At 30.9% G+C, this 18,240-nt stretch carries 19 protein-coding genes; 12 read left to right on the top strand and 7 right to left on the bottom strand.

What is annotated here, in order from left to right:
• Positions 1 to 37 precede the first annotated feature (37 nt).
• From QMG60_RS16745 to QMG60_RS16730, 4 genes are read right to left on the bottom strand one after another with little or no spacing between them, the layout of a single operon-like run.
• Positions 38 to 769 (bottom strand): head GIN domain-containing protein, encoded by a 732-nt coding sequence (locus tag QMG60_RS16745; protein WP_281865722.1) that lies wholly within the window; start codon positions 767 to 769, stop codon positions 38 to 40.
• Positions 770 to 788: 19 nt separating this feature from the next.
• Complete coding sequence (locus QMG60_RS16740) at positions 789 to 1,847, bottom strand: hypothetical protein (protein ID WP_281865721.1); 1,059 nt, start codon at positions 1,845 to 1,847, stop codon at positions 789 to 791.
• Positions 1,831 to 2,364 carry an anti-sigma factor gene (locus QMG60_RS16735; RefSeq protein WP_281865720.1) on the bottom strand — a complete coding sequence of 178 codons (534 nt, stop codon included), beginning with the start codon at positions 2,362 to 2,364 and terminating at the stop codon, positions 1,831 to 1,833. Before QMG60_RS16735 ends, QMG60_RS16740 begins: the two co-directional genes overlap by 17 nt.
• Positions 2,365 to 2,377: 13 nt before the next feature.
• On the bottom strand, positions 2,378 to 2,932 hold the full coding sequence (locus tag QMG60_RS16730) for an RNA polymerase sigma factor (protein ID WP_281865719.1): 555 nt from the start codon (positions 2,930 to 2,932) through the stop codon (positions 2,378 to 2,380).
• A gap of 264 nt (positions 2,933 to 3,196) precedes the next feature.
• On the opposite strand from QMG60_RS16730, the gene lon reads away from it, so the two are divergent.
• From lon to QMG60_RS16695, 7 genes are all read left to right on the top strand, one after another.
• Entirely contained in the window at positions 3,197 to 5,650 is a 2,454-nt protein-coding gene (lon, locus tag QMG60_RS16725; protein WP_134141167.1) for an endopeptidase La, read from the top strand.
• 278 nt (positions 5,651 to 5,928) lie between these two features.
• Complete coding sequence (porQ, locus tag QMG60_RS16720; protein ID WP_057117858.1) at positions 5,929 to 6,948, top strand: type IX secretion system protein PorQ; 1,020 nt, start codon at positions 5,929 to 5,931, stop codon at positions 6,946 to 6,948.
• Positions 6,949 to 6,952: 4 nt separating this feature from the next.
• Positions 6,953 to 7,555 carry a murein L,D-transpeptidase catalytic domain-containing protein gene (locus tag QMG60_RS16715; protein WP_281865718.1) on the top strand — a complete coding sequence of 201 codons (603 nt, stop codon included), beginning with the start codon at positions 6,953 to 6,955 and terminating at the stop codon, positions 7,553 to 7,555.
• 91 nt (positions 7,556 to 7,646) lie between these two features.
• Positions 7,647 to 8,252: a murein L,D-transpeptidase catalytic domain-containing protein gene (locus tag QMG60_RS16710; RefSeq protein ID WP_281865717.1), complete on the top strand. Its 606-nt coding sequence runs from the start codon at positions 7,647 to 7,649 to the stop codon at positions 8,250 to 8,252.
• A gap of 38 nt (positions 8,253 to 8,290) precedes the next feature.
• A complete protein-coding gene (cmk, locus tag QMG60_RS16705; protein WP_057117861.1) occupies positions 8,291 to 8,983 on the top strand; it encodes a (d)CMP kinase in 693 nt (230 codons plus the stop codon).
• 68 nt (positions 8,984 to 9,051) lie between these two features.
• The gene (locus QMG60_RS16700; protein ID WP_281865716.1) at positions 9,052 to 10,428 is read left to right on the top strand and encodes a nucleoside permease; all 1,377 of its coding nucleotides are present in this window, start codon (positions 9,052 to 9,054) and stop codon (positions 10,426 to 10,428) included.
• Positions 10,429 to 10,777: 349 nt separating this feature from the next.
• Positions 10,778 to 11,164, top strand: coding sequence for a hypothetical protein (locus QMG60_RS16695; protein WP_281865715.1), 387 nt, complete (start codon positions 10,778 to 10,780; stop codon positions 11,162 to 11,164).
• A 112-nt stretch (positions 11,165 to 11,276) separates the two neighbouring features.
• Here QMG60_RS16695 and QMG60_RS16690 read toward each other — a convergent pair whose 3' ends face one another.
• Together QMG60_RS16690 and QMG60_RS16685 are read right to left on the bottom strand one after the other, a co-directional pair.
• The gene (locus QMG60_RS16690) at positions 11,277 to 11,786 is read right to left on the bottom strand and encodes a hypothetical protein (RefSeq protein ID WP_281865714.1); all 510 of its coding nucleotides are present in this window, start codon (positions 11,784 to 11,786) and stop codon (positions 11,277 to 11,279) included.
• Between the two features lie 59 nt (positions 11,787 to 11,845).
• Positions 11,846 to 12,220 carry a helix-turn-helix domain-containing protein gene (locus QMG60_RS16685; protein ID WP_281865713.1) on the bottom strand — a complete coding sequence of 125 codons (375 nt, stop codon included), beginning with the start codon at positions 12,218 to 12,220 and terminating at the stop codon, positions 11,846 to 11,848.
• A 97-nt stretch (positions 12,221 to 12,317) separates the two neighbouring features.
• Between QMG60_RS16685 and QMG60_RS16680 the strand changes: the two genes are divergently transcribed.
• The 5 genes from QMG60_RS16680 to rpsA all read left to right on the top strand — a co-directional run bounded on the left by QMG60_RS16680 (position 12,318) and on the right by rpsA (position 17,364).
• A complete protein-coding gene (locus QMG60_RS16680) occupies positions 12,318 to 12,863 on the top strand; it encodes an NAD(P)H-dependent oxidoreductase (protein ID WP_281865712.1) in 546 nt (181 codons plus the stop codon).
• A 201-nt stretch (positions 12,864 to 13,064) separates the two neighbouring features.
• Entirely contained in the window at positions 13,065 to 13,808 is a 744-nt protein-coding gene (locus QMG60_RS16675) for a hypothetical protein (RefSeq protein ID WP_281865711.1), read from the top strand.
• Entirely contained in the window at positions 13,808 to 14,530 is a 723-nt protein-coding gene (locus tag QMG60_RS16670) for a hypothetical protein (RefSeq protein WP_281865710.1), read from the top strand. Before QMG60_RS16675 ends, QMG60_RS16670 begins: the two co-directional genes overlap by 1 nt.
• Before the next feature lie 148 nt (positions 14,531 to 14,678).
• Complete coding sequence (locus QMG60_RS16665) at positions 14,679 to 15,356, top strand: DUF805 domain-containing protein (RefSeq protein WP_281865709.1); 678 nt, start codon at positions 14,679 to 14,681, stop codon at positions 15,354 to 15,356.
• Between the two features lie 229 nt (positions 15,357 to 15,585).
• Positions 15,586 to 17,364, top strand: a complete 1,779-nt coding sequence (gene rpsA / locus QMG60_RS16660) for a 30S ribosomal protein S1 (protein WP_057117869.1) — start codon at positions 15,586 to 15,588, stop codon at positions 17,362 to 17,364.
• A 177-nt stretch (positions 17,365 to 17,541) separates the two neighbouring features.
• On the opposite strand, the gene QMG60_RS16655 is transcribed toward rpsA, so the two are convergent.
• Positions 17,542 to 18,063 carry a biopolymer transporter ExbD gene (locus tag QMG60_RS16655; RefSeq protein ID WP_281865708.1) on the bottom strand — a complete coding sequence of 174 codons (522 nt, stop codon included), beginning with the start codon at positions 18,061 to 18,063 and terminating at the stop codon, positions 17,542 to 17,544.
• Between the last annotated feature and the right edge of the window lie 177 nt (positions 18,064 to 18,240).

The following is an 18,240-nucleotide window of genomic DNA, read 5'->3' as shown; positions in this document are numbered from 1 at the left end:
GATGATAGTTTTTGTAATTCGTGATATTTTTTAATAATTAACCTTTTGAAATACTTCCTGAACCCGAAACTTTTACATCTCTTTTCTCAGGATTTCCTAAATATTTAATATTTCCTGAACCGGAAACTTTTCCAGTTAGGCTTGATTCGCAGTTTACAGTGCTGTTTCCAGATCCAGAAACATTAGCTTCTACATTTTTAGATTTTAAATTAGAGGCATTTACATTTCCCGAGCCAGATATTTTGCTGGAAAAAGAATCAGCTCTGCCTTTTAAAACCACATCACCAGAACCGCTTAAGGCTAAATCAAGATTTTTTGCGTCAATTTCTAAATTAAAATTTCCAGATCCTGATAATTTGGCAGATAAGTTATCGCTTGTAATTTTATTTTTTGTTCTAATATCTCCTGAACCAGATAAAGTAACAGCAGAAATTTTCTCAAAAGGAACTATAACTTCAATTTTCTTCCCTATACTTGTGCGAATTTGAGTTCCTTTTTCAACATAAATTTTTAACTCATTTTCTTCAACTTCAACCTTAATTACGGCGAGTAGATTTTCTTCTCCTTTAATTGTAATTTTTCCTTCTTTTCCTGCAACCAAATCAACATCAAAAGATCCTGCAATTTTGATTCCGTCATAATCGCCAGTTGTTCTTGTTTGGGTCACGATCTTACCGTTTCCATTTACTTTATTATTAGACCATTGTGCTTTAGCATTGCCGTTCACTAGAAAAACTGCTAAAAGTAAAAGTAAAATTGATTTTTTCATTGTTTTGATTTTTAGATGATTAATTTTTTATTAGTGAAATGTTCCCATAGTTCGAATTAATATTAATCTTATTTTGTCCTTTTTTTCTGTAGAAACCGCTTATTCTTTTGCTGTTGCTTTTTGTTTCTGAAACTGAAATATCTAAAGAATTATCATGTTTGATGTTTGAATATCGGGCAGAAACATCAAAATCGAATGCATAATTAGGCGCGTATCCAATAGCAATATCTGTGTATCCAGAATTTATGTTTACATTTCCAGCTTTTTCATTCAGAGTTCCAATATTGATTTTGCTGTAGTTTGTATCAAAACTAAAGCTACTTGAAACCTCTCCAATAATAAGCGTTAAATAATTTCCTGAACCATTTAACGAATTGATTTTTTGGAACTTAAATGTGCCATAATTGCATTGGTATTTTATATTTTGAGCCTCGTTAAGATTAACATCGGTATAATTTGCATTTAGATTTAAATTACCAGAATCATTAATTTTTAGACCAGAATATCTGGCGTTAATAGATCCTGTTTTGATATAATCTATACTTGAATTTTGACAGTATGCAATTTCAATTTGATTGTTGGATCCATTTAGTTTATCTAAGGTAACTTTGCCGTATTTACAATTAATATCAGTATTTGCTTCTAAGCTCAAAGCAGAAATATTACCATATTTGTTTACCAATTTGACAGAACCATTTTTAGGAATTTTAATTACGTAATTGATCTCAAAACTATTATTGCTTCCTTTACTTTTAAGAGAAGAATTTCCAAGATTAGTTATAGCTGAAACCAAACTTTTAAGAGCAGAAATTTCTACATCAATACTGTTTAAACGTTCGTTAACCCAGTTTTCATTTGGTCCATTCACTTTGATCGTGATATCAAGATCTATTTTGTCTTCATTCCATGTTGAGACAGTAATATTTCCGTATTTATTATCAATATCAATTCCAGCGTTTGAATTGACGATGTATGTTTTTTTAATGTTTTTTTGTTTAATAATAAAAGTGTCATCATTTGAAAATCCTAAAAAAGGAATCAAAATAAATAAGATTAATACGTTATAGTGTTTTTTCATTAGAGATGTTTTTAAATTTTTCGTTGTCTTCAATTCTTTTTAAAACGGTTTGCAAAAAAGAAATTCTGGTTTGGAGATTACTAATCATTGCATAAATAATCTGTTTGTTTTCGCCATTTTTTTGCAGTTCGTTAATGATTTTTTGATAATCAGCATCAAAGGTTTTCATTTGTTTTAAAGCATCATTAATGATCTGCTCATTTTCTGGCGAACTCTTTTCTTTTAATTTAACCAGTTCATTATCGATCAGAATATTGAAAATAGAATCGGTTCGTTTAGTTTCTTTGGAGGCAAATTTGAATTCTTGTGGTTTTTCATTTTTATAAAAAATAGAAATTCCGAGCATTAATACAATCGAAGCGGCAATAGCTGTCATAAACCAGTATTTTTTCTTCGGTTCTTTTTTATTTAATTTTTGCATAAAATCAACTTGATGATCGGAGTTTAGTTCCTGAACATCCCATTGGTTTTCCAATCTGCTGAATAATTTGTCTAAACTGTCTTTTTCATTTTTCATATTCCAATTCATTTTATATTTCTTCCAATTTTTTTCTTAGACTATCTTTGGCTCTGCTCAAGGTCGTTCTGCAGTTTGCATAGGTAATATTCAAAATTTCGCAGATTTCCTCCTGATCGTAACCTTCAATGTAAAACAGTGTTAAAACCATTCTGTAATTATCCTTTAGCTGCAGGATGGTATCTAAAACCTGTTTTACTTTAAGATTGTCTAAGTCAATATTTTCAGAAATTATTCCATCATTTTCTTCGACTTTGTATAATTGTTTGCTTATATCTTCTACTTGAAAAGCATTATTTTTTTTATAAAAATCAATACTATAATTAATGATTATTCTTTTTAACCACGCACCAAAAGCCACTTCTTGTTTGTAGTCGTTAATTTTTGTAAAAGCCTTTAAAAAACCTTCCTGCATGACGTCTTGTGCAAAATGTTCGTCTTTTACAATGCGGTAAGCCACATTATACATCGCCTTGCAATAGCGGTTGTAAATTTCAAACTGCGCTTTCTGATTATTGCTTTTACAAAGCGCAATTAATTCCTCGATATTTTGGTTGTTTTGACTCAAGTCGTGGCTTTTGGTTTTTAATAGGGACTGTACTTTTTTTGGTTTGTTACACTTTTGATAAAATTAATTTTATTTTTTTTCAATCAGCAGAAAGTTATAAATCAAAATCTGATTTTAAAACTGACTTATTTTGCATTTGGCATAATGATTGTCTATTTTTATGGCCTGTCTTGTAAACTAAGCCCTTATCAAAAACAATACTTTTTAAGGAACGATTTACAGATAGTTTTAAACTTTTAATGACAAAACGACTTATATATTATTATGTCAAATCATAAAATACTTACTATTGACAATCTGTCACTTCAGGAATTCGATTCAGAAGCAGAATTAATTCCATTATTAACTCCAGAGGACGAAGAGGAAATGAACAATGAGGAACTGCCTGTTTCTCTGCCAATTTTACCTTTACGAAATACAGTTTTATTTCCAGGAGTTGTAATTCCGATTTCTGCGGGAAGAGATAAATCTATTAAATTGATTAACGATGCCAATGCGGGCGGAAAAATCATTGGAGTTGTATCTCAAATTAATGAAGAAGACGAGGATCCGTCAAAAGACGATATTCATAAAATAGGGACTGTAGCACGTATTTTACGTGTTTTAAAAATGCCTGACGGAAACGTAACCGTTATTCTTCAAGGTAAAAAACGTTTCGAAATTGACGAAGTTGTTTTAGAAGAACCGTACATGACAGCAACAATAAAAGAAGTTGCTGAAGAACGTCCTGAAGAAAATGATTCTGAGTTTACAGCCATTTTAGATTCTGTAAAGGAATTGGCAATTCAAATTATAAAGGAAAGTCCAAACATTCCTTCTGAAGCTACATTTGCCATTAAAAACATTGAAAGCCAGTCGTTTTTAATCAATTTTGTTTCTTCTAATATGAATTTATCAGTGAAAGAAAAACAAGGTCTTTTATCGATAAATGGATTGAAAGAACGTGCTTTAGAAACATTACGTTATATGAATGTTGAACTTCAAAAATTAGAATTGAAGAATGACATTCAGTCAAAAGTTCGTTTTGATTTAGATCAGCAGCAAAGAGAATATTTCCTTCACCAGCAAATGAAAACCATTCAAGAAGAATTGGGAGGCGTTTCGCAGGAAGAAGAAATGGATGAAATGGGGCTGAAAGCGAAAACCAAAAAGTGGGACGAAAAAACGCAGAAACATTTCGAAAAAGAATTGTCTAAAATGCGTCGTATGAATCCGCAGTCTCCAGATTTTGGAATCCAGAGAAATTATCTAGAATTATTTCTAGAACTGCCTTGGGGCGAATATTCTAAGGATAAATTTGATCTGAAATTTGCCCAAAAAGTTTTAGATAAAGATCATTTTGGATTGGAAGAAGTTAAGAAAAGAATGATTGAACATTTGGCAGTTTTAAAATTGCGAAATGACATGAAATCTCCAATTATATGTTTAACAGGGCCTCCAGGAGTTGGCAAAACTTCAATTGGTCGTTCGGTTGCAGAAGCTTTAGGCCGTGAGTATGTACGTATTTCATTAGGCGGTTTACGCGATGAAGCAGAAATTCGCGGACACAGAAAAACCTATATTGGTGCAATGCCGGGAAGAATTATTCAAAGCTTGAAAAAAGCTGGAACCTCTAATCCTGTTTTTATTCTGGATGAAATTGATAAATTATCAAGCGGCAACAGCGGCGATCCTTCTTCTGCTTTATTAGAAGTACTTGATCCAGAGCAAAACAGTGCTTTTTATGATAATTTTCTAGAAATGGGTTATGATTTATCGAAAGTAATGTTCATCGCGACATCAAACAATATGGCAGCGATTCAGCCAGCATTGCGCGACAGGATGGAAGTTATAAAAATGTCTGGTTATACTATTGAAGAAAAAGTAGAAATAGCAAAAAGACATCTTTTCCCAAAGCAATTAGAAGCACATGGTTTAACGGCAAAAGATTTGACTATCGGTAAAAAACAATTAGAAAAAATTGTTGAAGGATATACAAGAGAATCTGGTGTTCGTAATTTAGAAACTAAGATTGCCCAAGTTATTAGAAATGCTGCAAAATCTGTAGCAATGGAAGAGGAGTACAACAAAAAAGTTACTGACGAAGATATTATTTCTATTTTAGGAGTACCTAGATTAGAGCGTGATAAATATGAAAATAATGACGTTGCAGGAGTAGTTACAGGTTTAGCTTGGACAAGTGTCGGCGGTGATATTTTATTTATAGAATCATTGATTTCTGAAGGAAAAGGGGCTTTGACCATTACAGGAAATTTAGGAAATGTAATGAAAGAATCTGCAACTATTGCTTTAGAATATATTAAGGCAAATGCAAAGAAACTTGGTTTAGCAAGCGAGTTGTTTCAAAAATATAACATTCACTTACACGTTCCAGAAGGAGCGACACCAAAAGACGGACCTAGTGCTGGTATTGCAATGTTAACTTCTTTGGTCTCTTTATTAACGCAAAAGAAGGTAAAGAAAAGCCTTGCCATGACAGGAGAAATTACTTTACGAGGGAAAGTTTTGCCTGTTGGCGGAATTAAAGAAAAAATCTTAGCTGCAAAAAGAGCGGGTATTAAAGAGATTATTCTGTGTCACGAAAATAAAAGTGATATTGACGAAATAAAAGCTGAATATTTAGAAGGACTTACTTTTCATTATGTAAAAGAAATGAGTGAAGTATTATCTTTAGCTTTGACAGATCAAAATGTGAAAAATGCTAAGACCTTAAAATAAAAGTCAATTAAATTTCAATATATTAAAATCCAAATTCCAACTTTACTTAAAGATTGGGATTTGGATTTTTTTATTCAATTCAGTGAAAGTTCTTTTAATTGAATTTTGGAATTCTTTTTTAATTGGAATCTGTGTTTTTTTTATAATTTTTTCAACCGTATGAAGTTGAAATTACGCTATAATTATTGAAAAAACAGATACTTATAAAAATTATTTTTTAAGTTATATAATTTTATCTTTGTATTTACGTTATTCCCATATAGGAACGTTCCAAAAACATGTTAAAACAGATCGTTTTATTTCTGATATTACTGATTTGCTCGGCTTCGTTCGGACAAGTTGGAGGGCGTTACACTTATCAGTTTTTAAACTTAACTACTTCACCAAGGCAGGCAGCGTTAGGAGGAGATATTATTACCATATATGATGAAGATGTTAATCAAGCCATGTCTAATCCTGCACTTATAAACGCTGATATGGACAATCACCTAGCAATGAATTACGGAAGTTATTATGGAGAAGCCTCTTACGGCACTGCTTCATATGCTTATACTTATGACAGGCATTTGCAGACTTTTTATGCTGGCGTGAGTTATGTAAACTACGGATCATTTGAAGGTTATGATGAGAATGGTCAGGCAACATCAAATTTTACAGGAAGTGAAGGAGCACTTACCGTGGGATATTCGTACAACGTACCTTACACTAATTTTTATGTTGGTACAAATGCGAAACTAATAACTTCTTCTCTGGAAAGTTATAATTCTATAGGTGGTGCGATTGATTTAGGGCTTTTATATTTAGACGAAAAAAATGATCTGAATTTTGCCTTGGTATTTCGCAACCTGGGAACGCAGTTTACCACATATTCAGGAATAAAAGAAAATCTGCCTTTTGAAATCGTTGCAGGAGTTTCACAAGAATTAGAACACGTGCCCATTCGCTGGCATCTTACTTTAGAGAATTTACAGCAGTGGAATATTTCTTTTTCAAATCCTAACAGGGGAGAAACTAATATTGACGGATCAACAAGTGAGGAAAAAGTTTCGTTTTTTAATAATGCTTTAAGGCACGTAACATTTGGTGTAGAGCTTTTTCCGAAAAGAGCATTTAATTTACGTTTAGGATATAATTTCAGAAGAGGAGAAGAGTTGAGAGTAGATGAACAACGTAATTTTTCAGGAGTTTCCTTGGGCTTTGGTTTAAAAATAAACAAGCTAAAATTTAATTATTCGTATTCTAGATATACATTGGCAGCTAACACAAGTCTTTTTGGTCTAATTTTAAATTTTCAGTAGTTATATGAAAATATTCTATTTGTTTTTGTTCGTAACTGTAGGGTTTTTAACGGGTTCGAAACTCTCTTTTAAAGAAGATGATGCTATTTCTACTATAGAAATGGAAAGAATTAACAGCAGAATTATTGATTTAAAAAATATGATTAACATTGATCATAAATACAATCAAAAAATTGCTTTTTTAATCGACATGAAAGTTCCTTCTGGGAAAAACCGCTTTTTTGTTTATGATTTAGAAAAAAACGTAATTATAGACCAAGGTTTAGTGGCTCACGGTTCTGGATCTGAAACAGGAATAAAAGGAATGCTTAAGTTTAGTAATATGCCAAATTCTAATTGCACTGCACTTGGAAGATACGCTGTAGGAAAAACGTATAAAGGCATTTTTGGGAAAGCATATCGATTGGCTGGTTTAGAAGAAAGCAATAACAATGCTTTAAAAAGAGCAATTGTCCTTCATTCTTATTCTGCAGTTCCTTTAGAAGAGCAAGATTATTACATTAGCAACAGCCACGGATGTCCAATGGTTAACGAGCAATTCTTTAAAAGAATAGAAAAAATAATTGATGGTTCTAAGTCAAATATTTTAATGGATATTTACTATTAATTAGAACTTTTAACTAATTTAAAATATAGCTTTTTATTGTCGAAATCGGTTTGATTTTCGATAATAGAAAGTTTTTTTTTGCAGATTCAATATGAAGAAAATAGCGCTAATTTGTATTTTTATTTTTTTAGCTTTTGTAGCTTACTTTATAGTATCTAATAAAAGAAATCAAGATTTATCTTCTTCAGATGCCAGAAGAATAGAATATCAAGTTCTTAAAGTTAAAAAGCTTATAGAAACAAGTCCGCGATATAACAAGAAAGTTGCCTTTTTTATTGATATGAAAATCCCTTCGGGTAAAAATCGTTTTTTTGTTTATGATTTAAAAACAAATAAAATTATCGATAAAGGATTGGTCGCTCATGGTTCTGGTTCTGAAACCGGAGTAAAAGGAAAACTTCGATTTAGTAACGTTCCCAATTCACTAAAAACTTCATTAGGAAGATATTCAATCGGAAATCATTATGTAGGGAAATTTGGGAAAGCCTATAAATTGTATGGACTAGATACCACTAATAGTAATGCATTTAAAAGAGATATTGTTTTTCATTACTATTATGATGTTCCATATAAAGAGAAAGATGGCTACATTTGCAATAGTTATGGCTGTCCAATGGTAAATAAAAAATATTTTGAAAGAATATCCAAAATAATTGATAGTTCAGAATCGGATATTTTGATGAGTATTTATTATTAACCTAGCTTTTAATAGAATAAAAATTTAAAAATAGAAAATTGAAAAAAATTACTATCGCTATCGATGGATTTTCATCAACAGGTAAAAGTACCTTAGCAAAACAATTGGCAAAAGAACTTGAATATGTATATGTAGATACAGGCGCTATGTATCGTGCAGTTGCTTTTTTTGCTATGCAGCAGAATATTATTGGAGCTGACTTTTTTGATAAAGACGCCTTGATTAACGCTTTGCCTAATATTCAATTGGAATTTAAATTTAATGCAGATTTAGGTTTTGCTGAAATGTTTTTGAATGGTGAAAATGTTGAAAAGCAAATTAGAACTATTGAAGTTTCTAATTTCGTTAGTAAAGTTGCCACCGTTTCTGAAGTTCGTGCTAAATTGGTAGAACAACAACAGGAAATGGGAAAAAATAAAGCCATAGTAATGGATGGTAGAGACATTGGGACAGTTGTTTTTCCAGATGCCGAACTTAAAATATTTATGACTGCAAGTGCTGAAACCCGCGCTCAAAGACGTTTTGACGAATTACAGCAAAAAGGAGATAATGTTTCTTATGAAGAAGTTCTTAAAAATGTTGTCGAAAGAGATCATATGGATACACACCGAGAAGATTCGCCTTTAGTTATTGCTGAAGATGCAATAGAAATAGATAATTCTTACTTAAATAAAGAAGAACAATTTGCAGCCGTTTTAGAATTAGTAAATGATGTTGTTAAAACACCATAATTTTTTGCAGATATTATTTTTAATGGTAGTTTTACCGCTTCATTTTTACTAAAGACAATTTTAAATATATGGGGATTAAAAACAGATTGATTTTAATGAGCTTTCTTCAATTTTTTGTTTGGGGAGCCTGGCTTATAACAATTGGAAATTATTGGTTTGGCACAAAAAACTGGGAAGGAACTCAATTCGGACTCGTTTTTGGAACCATGGGAATTGCATCTCTTTTTATGCCTACACTTACGGGTATTATTGCTGACAGGTGGGTAAATGCAGAAAAATTATACGGTGTTCTGCATATTCTTTACGCTGTTGTTTTATTTGCAATTGCACAGGTAAGTACTCCAGATACTTTTATTGCAGTTATGCTTTTAGCAATGTGTTGTTATATGCCTACAATTGCTTTAAGTAATTCTATTTCATACACTTCGTTAAAATTAAATAACAAAAATATAGTAAAAGATTTTCCGCCTATTCGAGTTTGGGGAACAATTGGTTTTATTGTAGCGATGTGGATTACCAATTTGAGTGGAAGTAAAGCAACAGAATATCAATTTTATATTGCTGGAATTGGAGCTTTAATTTTAGGGATCTACGCTTTTACACTTCCAAAATGTGAACCACAGCGTTTAATTAAAGAAAATGCAACTTGGATTGAAACTTTTGGTTTAGAATCTTTTAAATTATTTGGAAACTACAAAATGGCTTTGTTTTTTGTTTTTTCTATGTTTTTAGGAGGGGCGCTTCAATTGACAAATGCTTATGGAGATGTATTTTTAGATGAATTTAAACATTTCCCGAAATATGCAGATTCATTTGTAATTCAGTATTCTACAATTATTATGTCGATTTCTCAAGTTTCTGAGACACTATTTATTTTGGCAATTCCATTTTTCTTAAGACGTTTCGGAATCAAACAAGTTATGCTTATTAGTATGCTGGCATGGGTTTTACGTTTTGGATTGTTTGCTTTTGGAGATCCAGTAAATGGTTTATGGATGATTATTCTTTCTTGTATCGTTTACGGAATGGCGTTTGATTTCTTTAATATTTCAGGTTCTTTATTCGTAGAAAGTAATACAGATTCTAAAATTCGTTCGTCTGCTCAAGGATTATTTATGATGATGACCAATGGGGTAGGAGCAGTTTTAGGAAGTTTAACTTCTGGCTGGGCTATCGATCGTTTCTTTACAAAATCGTTTACTACCACAACAGAATTAGCGGGATTTTTACAAACAGATCCAGCTAATGAAAAAATGGTAGAATTTGTAAAAAGCCAAGGAAATTCTATTTCTGCAGACGGAGCTTTTACAAATGCGGTTTTAATGAAAGACTGGCATACAATCTGGTTGTCATTTGCTATTTACGCTTTGGTAATTGCAATTGCTTTTGCTGTTTTATTTAAACATAAACATGATCCAAAAGAAATTGAGAACTTGAGTCATTAATTGACTTTACAACATATTTTAAAGCCCATTTTTCAAACAGAAAATGGGCTTTTCTTTTTTAATTTATGCTTATATTTGATATTCATCTCTTGTTTCTATGCAAAATTCACCACAAGAATCATTACCTCCTTTTAGATCTATTAGCTCAAAACCCATGCGGTTTCTAAATCTTATCTTGGGGTCTTTTTGGGTGTTTTTGACACTGTTTTTTCTAACAGGATTGATTTTTTTACTGACAAGTTCTCTTAATGAAACTAGACTAGATGAAGCAGGAACTATAGTTTTGTCTTTGGTATTTTCAATTATATTGTTAGGAATTGCAATATTGCTTATTTACTCAAAAAATAAAATGTTCACAACTACAATAATTGATGAAAAAGGAATTCGTTATTTAAATAAATTTAATGGAAGAATTGTAAAAGAAATACCTTGGAACAGCTTTGTAAAAAGAGAAAAACTCAAGCATTATTTTGAACCTCCAAAATATGATGTTACATCAGTTAGACCTTCGAAATCTTTTTATGATCAGTTTTATTGGCCTGTAATGATAGATGGAAAAGTAATAGCTCATAATGATGCTTTTCTAGGAAGGCATTTTTTTGTGATGCTGTATGCTAATCGAGCAGAATTGATTCGGACTTTTTTATTAGGAATAAAGCACTACCGACCACATATTACCATTGATCCTATCATTTACACCAATCATTATATAAATCCAGAAACTTTTTACAATTGATAAGAAGCAGCGCTTGAAGGTCGAAATTATAGGAGGATTATTGTGTATTCTAATCTTTGCGCTTTTGTGCTATTTTATTGTAGAATGAGAAAATAGCTCTAGTCATAAAATCTTACTGTAGTGAGATAATCAGATCGTCGACTTGCTTTTTTTGTTCGCCGTATTTCTTTTGAAGTTCAGAGCCTACACCCATTCGGTTGTAATATTCTAAACCCCTTTGAGCGAAAAATTTTTTATGAAAATTGGAAATTTCTGGAATTTGCGGAAATATATTATGAAAGTTCATTTCGTAATATGCCTGCCATTCTCGTTCGTTTTTATCTAAAATATACGGTTCTACTGTTTTTTGTTTTACATGAACCATTTCGTGTACGATGAGAATCAGCATTAGTTCTAATGGAAATTCGAATGTGTTTTTTGGAATCCTGATAATTTGACGTTCTCCAAAATCGCCTTCGGTAGTCATTAGAATAAAATCTGGCTTGGCTTTTTCTCTAAATTCAAATCCTTTAAGATTTGAATTTTTAAGATTATACTTTTTTAAAAGCCAATAAACGGCATTGATTACTTGCCCATTTTTGTGAAAAGTTTCTATTTTAAGTTTTATTTCTTCTAATGTCATGATTTTATATGGAAGTAAAGTACCCTATAAATATTTAGTAAGGTTTAATAGGGAATAATTTAAGCTACAATAAATTCTCCTCTTTCAGAAGCAATTGTATTTCCCAATTGGGTAATTGATTCTAAAACAGTTTTAAAAGATTTTCCAAAGTCCGTTAAACCGTAGGTTACCTTTATTGGAGGCTTTTTTCCATCTACATTTCTAAAAATTAACCCATCTTCTTCCAACTGTTTGAGTTGTAAGCTTAATGTCCTTTCTGTCACTGCAGGCATTTCTTTTCGGAGTTCATTGTATCTTTTTGGATTGTCTTTTAAATGATACAGAATTACCGCTTTCCATTTTCCGCCCATTAAATCCATTACTAGACTGACAGTGCACGGATAAGTTTTTCCGTCGAGTTTAATTAAATCAGGTTCGCATTCTATCTTTTTCATACTGCTTGTTTGACCTATCCAATTGGATAGTTATTGTGGGATTGTAAAACTATAAATAATTTTGTAACTATAAAAAGGATAGTATAAATAATTAAAAATGGCATTAATAATTTTAGGGCATCCACAAATAAAAGAATCAGTCGCAAATAAGGCAATTATCGAAGAAATTCAGATAACGAATCCAGAAATAGAAATTAGAAATCTGGCTGAATTATATCCTGATTTTAAGATTGATATAAAAGAAGAACAAGAAGCTTTACTTCGTCATGAAGTTATAATTCTTCAATATCCTTTATATTGGTATAATATGCCGGCGATTTTAAAACATTGGTTTGATGTTGTTTTCGAACATCAATTTGCTTATGGTTCAAAAGGAGATAAGCTCAAAGGCAAAAAAGTTTTAGTGAGTGTGACAGTTGGTTCGTTGGAGCAGGAGTACAGAACTTTTGGAAAACATAATTTTAGAATTGCTGAATTTTTTAAAAATATCGAGCAGACAGCCTATTTTGCTCAAATGACTTTTTTAGATCCGATTTTTTTTCACGGAACATCCTCAGTTGATGGTTTCACAAAAGATGAAGTCAAAGAAAGAGCAAAGATGTATGCGCATCGTTTGCTAAATTATGTTTTAAAATTGAAATGATATTAATAATAATATGAGTTTTCTTTTAGGTTTTAATAGAAACTTTTATGTAAGATTTCTAGATAATTTATGCTGGCTGCACCTTACAGGTATTCGAAACCTGTGAGGTGTAATTATATAGATATTTTAACGTATAAAATTGGAAGGATTTTTTGTCGAATTTTATAAAAATAAGTATTTTCGTACTTTTTTATAAATAACATGAACCAGCAAAATTTACCACCCTTTAAGCCTATAACTTCAATAACATCGAAACTGGCTAGTTATAGTTATAGCATCATGACGTTATTTGTTTTGATAATTTCTTTTGGGTTGTTGTTCTTTATTTTGTTTTTAGTAGATATAGGAGAAGAGTCACTTTTTATACTAATATTTTTAAATATTCCTCTTATTTTAATAAGTGTAGTTTATATTAAAAGAACATTAAGTTATACTACAATAACGATTGATCAAAAAGGGATTAAGTATTTCAACAAATTTAAAGGGCAAATAATCGAAGAGATAAATTGGGAAGATTTTGAATCGATAGACAAATTCGAAGGTTCGGTGTATTTTTTGAATAGGAGAACCGATTCAAATTATTTTAACTATGACGTTGCTTCACAGGTTGTAAATAATAAAGGAGCTCTAAGATTTTACTGGTTTACGCAAAAAAACGGAACAGTATTGCTTCATAAAGAAACATTTCAAGGAAAACATATTTTTAATATGTTTTATTCAAATAGATTAGAACTTGTTCGAAGTTTATTATTAGGGTTAAGACATTTTAGACCAGATATAAGAATTCATCCTCATGCTTACGGGTTGTACTTTATTAATCCAGAAACTTTTAAGATTGATTACGCTAAAAGGGATAACGCTATGGTATTAGCCTTTTTAATATTGTTGATTGTTGGATTGGTTTTGTTTTTTATCATAATGTCAAACTTAAATCATTGTTGTTGATGAAAAAAAGTAAAAAGAATAGTTTACCTCCTTTTGAACCCATAACATCGATTCCGCTAACAGTAATAAATTATAGTATTGGAGGGTTATTTATATTGCCTCTTGTATTGCTTGTCGCATCTGTATTTGTTTTTTTAAATGAGAATAATGTTTTAGCGGCAGTATGTATTACGATACTGCTTTTAGTAACCACTATTTTTATTATAGTTCATGCAGTTGATGTTTGGAAGAGGATATACACAGCAATAAGTATTGATGAAAAAGGTATTCACTATTATAATAAATTTAATAAGAAAGTTGTTAAAACTATAGCTTGGAAAAACTTTGTAAAAAAGAAAATACACACACCAGGCTTTGGAAATGATTTATATGACATTACGATAGAGTATCCACTTAGAGGGATTCGTGCATATTTCTGTTTCTATATTTTAGTTAATAAAGAGGAAGTAATGATTAAAGAAATTTTTCAGGGAAATCATATTTTTTATGCATTCTATTATAATAGAATACAATTAATTCGGACTTTTTTGCTAGGTGTTAAACATTTCAAACCTGAGTTAAAAATTTCTCCTATTGTTTTCATAAAGCATTTTATCGATCCTGAAACTTTTGTGATTCAGTATGGTAAAAGAAGGCTTCTTTTCTTTTATTCTACTTTGTTGGTGGTTTTGTTTTCTTTAATTTGTTTTTTAATAGTTTTTTGGAATAATTTTTTCGCGTAAGTAACTAGATAAATTGTAAAACTATAGGCTATTTTATTTTAATTCATCATTCTCCATTTGTTAAGTTCTTTTTTTACTAAAACTAAATATTAATCATTTAAAAATATAAGAAAAATACTATATATTTGTATTTTTATAGATAGATTATATGAGCTGGTATTTAAAAGTTTTTAGGGACTACTTCAATTTTGAAGGCAGAGCACGAAGAAGTGAATATTGGATGTTTTCGCTTTATAATTTTAGTTTTGCAACAATACTATTTATAACAGATGCGATTTTTCGTTTAAGTTTAAATTTCTTTCCTTTCGGGTGGTTTTGCATATTATATGCTGTCACTTCATTTGTCCCAAGTATTGCTGTAACTGTTAGACGTCTTCACGATGTTGGCAAAAGCGGCTGGATGATTTTATTGTGTTTAATTCCTTTTTTTGGTGGAATTTGGTTATTTATTTTATTGATTTTAAATGGTGATTCGCAAAAAAATGAATACGGTGAAAATCCAAAATTTGAATCTAAAGATGAGGATTGTTCAAATGCAGATTCTATAATTCAGCTCGTATTAATTTCTACATTGATTAATGTATTAATCTATAAAGTTGCCGCAGAGTTTATTAATTCAGAAGTTTTTTATAAGTTTTACAAGTCAATTAATTATCCTAGTTTGTTATTTTGGTCAATTGTACCAATCACTCTTTCTTTTGCACTAAAGGATAAAAACAAACGCCTTCCATTTTTAATTTTAGGAAGTATCTATTTTCTTTACACCATGAAAGAAGTATTTGATACGCTTAAGGAACTTTTATATAATTGGTATTTATTTTCTTAAGGTTAAAAACATGTGAAGTCTTGAAAAAAAACAAAATTTTCTGCTCTCGAATAATTGCCTAACAATCAATCGGATTTATTTTGTTAATTCAGAAAAATGTATTAATTTTGCAGTCCTTTTGGCAGAGAAGAGTTTCCATTAGGAATCAACCATTTATGTAAAACAACTTCTGTATTTTCTATCGCATAGAGAAACTCGAGAAAAACAGAATACAAATTTTTTTATCAGCATGTCTGAACAAACAAAATCACAAGAAGAGTTTTTAGCAAATTTTAACTGGCATAACTTCCAAGAAGGAATTGATGCAGTAGATGAGAAAAACTTACAAGAGTTTGAAGAACTAGTATCAAAAACTTTCATCGCTACAGATCAAGAAGAAGTAGTTGAAGGAGTTGTTGTTAGAATTACAGATAGAGACGTTATCGTTGATATCAATGCTAAATCTGAAGGTGTTATTTCTTTAAACGAATTTCGTTACAACCCAAATTTAAAAGTAGGTGACAAAGTAGAAGTATTAATTGACATCCGTGAGGATAAAACAGGTCAATTAGTATTATCTCACAGAAAAGCACGTACTATCAAATCTTGGGATAGAGTTATTGCAGCTAATGAAACTGGAGAAATCGTTAACGGTTTTGTTAAATGTAGAACTAAAGGAGGTATGATTGTTGACGTATTCGGTATCGAGGCGTTCTTACCAGGATCTCAAATTGACGTTAAGCCAATTAGAGACTACGATGTATATGTAAACAAAATGATGGAATTCAAAGTGGTAAAAATCAACCACGAATTCAAAAACGTAGTTGTATCTCATAAAGCTCTTATCGAGGCTGATATTGAAGTACAGAAAAAAGAAATCATCGGTCAATTACAAAAAGGACAAGTATTAGAAGGTGTTGTTAAAAACATTACTTCTTATGGTGTGTTCATTGACTTAGGTGGTGTTGACGGATTAATTCACATTACTGACCTTTCTTGGAGTAGAATCAACCACCCAAGTGAAGTTCTTGAATTAGACCAAAAATTAAACGTTGTAATCCTTGATTTCGATGATGAGAAAACAAGAATTCAATTAGGATTGAAACAATTAAACGCTCACCCATGGGACGCTTTAGATGCTAACTTAACTGTTGGTGATAAAGTTAAAGGTAAAGTAGTTGTAATCGCTGATTACGGTGCTTTCATCGAAGTTGCTGAAGGTGTTGAAGGTTTAATCCACGTTTCTGAAATGTCATGGTCAACTCATTTACGTTCTGCTCAAGATTTCGTAAAAGTTGGAGATGTTGTTGAAGCTGTTATCTTAACTTTAGATAGAGATGATCGTAAAATGTCATTAGGTATCAAACAATTAACTCAAGATCCATGGACTGATATCACTTCTAAATACCCAGTAGGTTCTAAACATACAGGTATCGTTAGAAACTTTACAAACTTTGGTATTTTCGTAGAATTAGAAGAAGGAATTGATGGATTAATCTACATTTCTGACCTTTCTTGGACTAAGAAAATCAAACACCCATCTGAATTTGTAAATGTTGGTGAAAAACTTGATGTAGTTGTATTAGAATTAGATGTTGAAGGACGTAAATTATCTTTAGGTCACAAACAAACTACTGCTAATCCTTGGGATCAATACGAAGATTCTTTCGCTGTAGGAACTATCCACAATGGTGAAATTTCTGAAATCGTTGACAAAGGAGCTACTGTAGAATTCGGAGATGATATCGTTGCTTTCATTCCTACTCGTCACCTTGAAAAAGAAGACGGAAAGAAATTGAAAAAAGGTGATACTGCTGATTTCAAAGTAATTGAATTCAACAAAGAATTCAAAAGAGTAGTTGCTTCTCACACTGCTATCTTCCGTGAAGAAGAAGAGAAAAATGTGAAAGCTGCAACTGAAAATACTTCATCTAACTCTACTACTAATGCACCAGCTGCAACTTTAGGAGATAACAATGATGTATTAGCTGCTTTAAAAGCTAAAATGGAAAAAACTGAGAAAAAATAATTCTTAGTTTCCTCTAAATAGAAAGTCCCACAGCAATGTGGGACTTTTTTTTGTTATTTTGTTTTAGGTTTCAAGTTTCATGTCATGTTTCTTTTGCTGTTTTAAGCGAACATCTTGATGCACGTCTACTTTGCTCAATGTGACATTGAGAAATTAAATATGAATGAAGTTGATTATTTATTTTGACGCTAATAATTTGGTTTCTTTTGGCGTAAATTCAGGAACAATAGCATACGAATTTATGTTTGCTATTTCTAATTCTTCAAGAATATCTATAAGATTTCCGTAATTAGATTTCTTTGTTGGTTTTATAATAACAGAAATTCCTCTTCCTGGTTTTCCTATTTGTTCAGAGTATTTTAATGCTGAATTATTATAAGTTGTTATTTTTTTACGAATACCATCTTTGCCATAGTTTGTTAATTGTGGTTCTATTATTGGAGTTTCTAAAAGTCCTGCATAAAAAATCAATTTGTTATCTGGGCCTAGTATAATTGTAAATGTTCTATTTTCTACAAGATCCGGAACTGGGCAGTCGCAGCAGTCATTTCCTTTTGCTAAATCCAATCCTTTTGGCTTTGATAATTCACCAACCAACATAAAAAATATAATCAGCAAAAAAGAAACGCTGACCATTGCAGTTAAATCAACTCTAGAACTTAGTTTTTTACTTCTTACTTTTTGAGGTAGATTTTTCATAATAAAGAGGTTTTGAATCTAAATTTAATAATAAAAAGGATTCGTTATTCTGTAAATAATAAAAAAAGTAAAATATTTTTTTTATCATTAATAAGCTGTTTTACAATGTGTTTTGAGAATATTTTAATATTATTTTAAATTATTTTCATTTTTTATAAAACCAAAAGAAATATATCC

This window comes from Flavobacterium sp. GSB-24 (assembly GCF_027924665.1).
Lineage (GTDB): Bacteria > Bacteroidota > Bacteroidia > Flavobacteriales > Flavobacteriaceae > Flavobacterium.
The sequence above is the reverse complement of the archived record's forward strand: the minus strand, read 5'-3'. Positions and strand labels throughout refer to the sequence as shown.

Bases quoted from the DNA above. Each gene is read 5' to 3' on its own strand.
- QMG60_RS16715 (WP_281865718.1), top strand. From the start codon at position 6,953: ATGAAAATATTCTATTTGTTTTTGTTCGTAACTGTAGGGTTTTTAACG.
- QMG60_RS16690 (WP_281865714.1), bottom strand. From the start codon at position 11,786: ATGACATTAGAAGAAATAAAACTTAAAATAGAAACTTTTCACAAAAAT.
- QMG60_RS16675 (WP_281865711.1), top strand. From the start codon at position 13,065: ATGAACCAGCAAAATTTACCACCCTTTAAGCCTATAACTTCAATAACA.
- QMG60_RS16745 (WP_281865722.1), bottom strand. From the start codon at position 769: ATGAAAAAATCAATTTTACTTTTACTTTTAGCAGTTTTTCTAGTGAAC.
- QMG60_RS16700 (WP_281865716.1), top strand. From the start codon at position 9,052: ATGGGGATTAAAAACAGATTGATTTTAATGAGCTTTCTTCAATTTTTT.
- porQ (WP_057117858.1), top strand. From the start codon at position 5,929: ATGTTAAAACAGATCGTTTTATTTCTGATATTACTGATTTGCTCGGCT.
- QMG60_RS16670 (WP_281865710.1), top strand. From the start codon at position 13,808: ATGAAAAAAAGTAAAAAGAATAGTTTACCTCCTTTTGAACCCATAACA.
- QMG60_RS16665 (WP_281865709.1), top strand. From the start codon at position 14,679: ATGAGCTGGTATTTAAAAGTTTTTAGGGACTACTTCAATTTTGAAGGC.
- lon (WP_134141167.1), top strand. From the start codon at position 3,197: ATGTCAAATCATAAAATACTTACTATTGACAATCTGTCACTTCAGGAA.
- QMG60_RS16655 (WP_281865708.1), bottom strand. From the start codon at position 18,063: ATGAAAAATCTACCTCAAAAAGTAAGAAGTAAAAAACTAAGTTCTAGA.
- QMG60_RS16735 (WP_281865720.1), bottom strand. From the start codon at position 2,364: ATGAAAAATGAAAAAGACAGTTTAGACAAATTATTCAGCAGATTGGAA.
- QMG60_RS16695 (WP_281865715.1), top strand. From the start codon at position 10,778: ATGTTCACAACTACAATAATTGATGAAAAAGGAATTCGTTATTTAAAT.
- QMG60_RS16740 (WP_281865721.1), bottom strand. From the start codon at position 1,847: ATGAAAAAACACTATAACGTATTAATCTTATTTATTTTGATTCCTTTT.
- QMG60_RS16685 (WP_281865713.1), bottom strand. From the start codon at position 12,220: ATGAAAAAGATAGAATGCGAACCTGATTTAATTAAACTCGACGGAAAA.
- QMG60_RS16710 (WP_281865717.1), top strand. From the start codon at position 7,647: ATGAAGAAAATAGCGCTAATTTGTATTTTTATTTTTTTAGCTTTTGTA.
- QMG60_RS16680 (WP_281865712.1), top strand. From the start codon at position 12,318: ATGGCATTAATAATTTTAGGGCATCCACAAATAAAAGAATCAGTCGCA.
- rpsA (WP_057117869.1), top strand. From the start codon at position 15,586: ATGTCTGAACAAACAAAATCACAAGAAGAGTTTTTAGCAAATTTTAAC.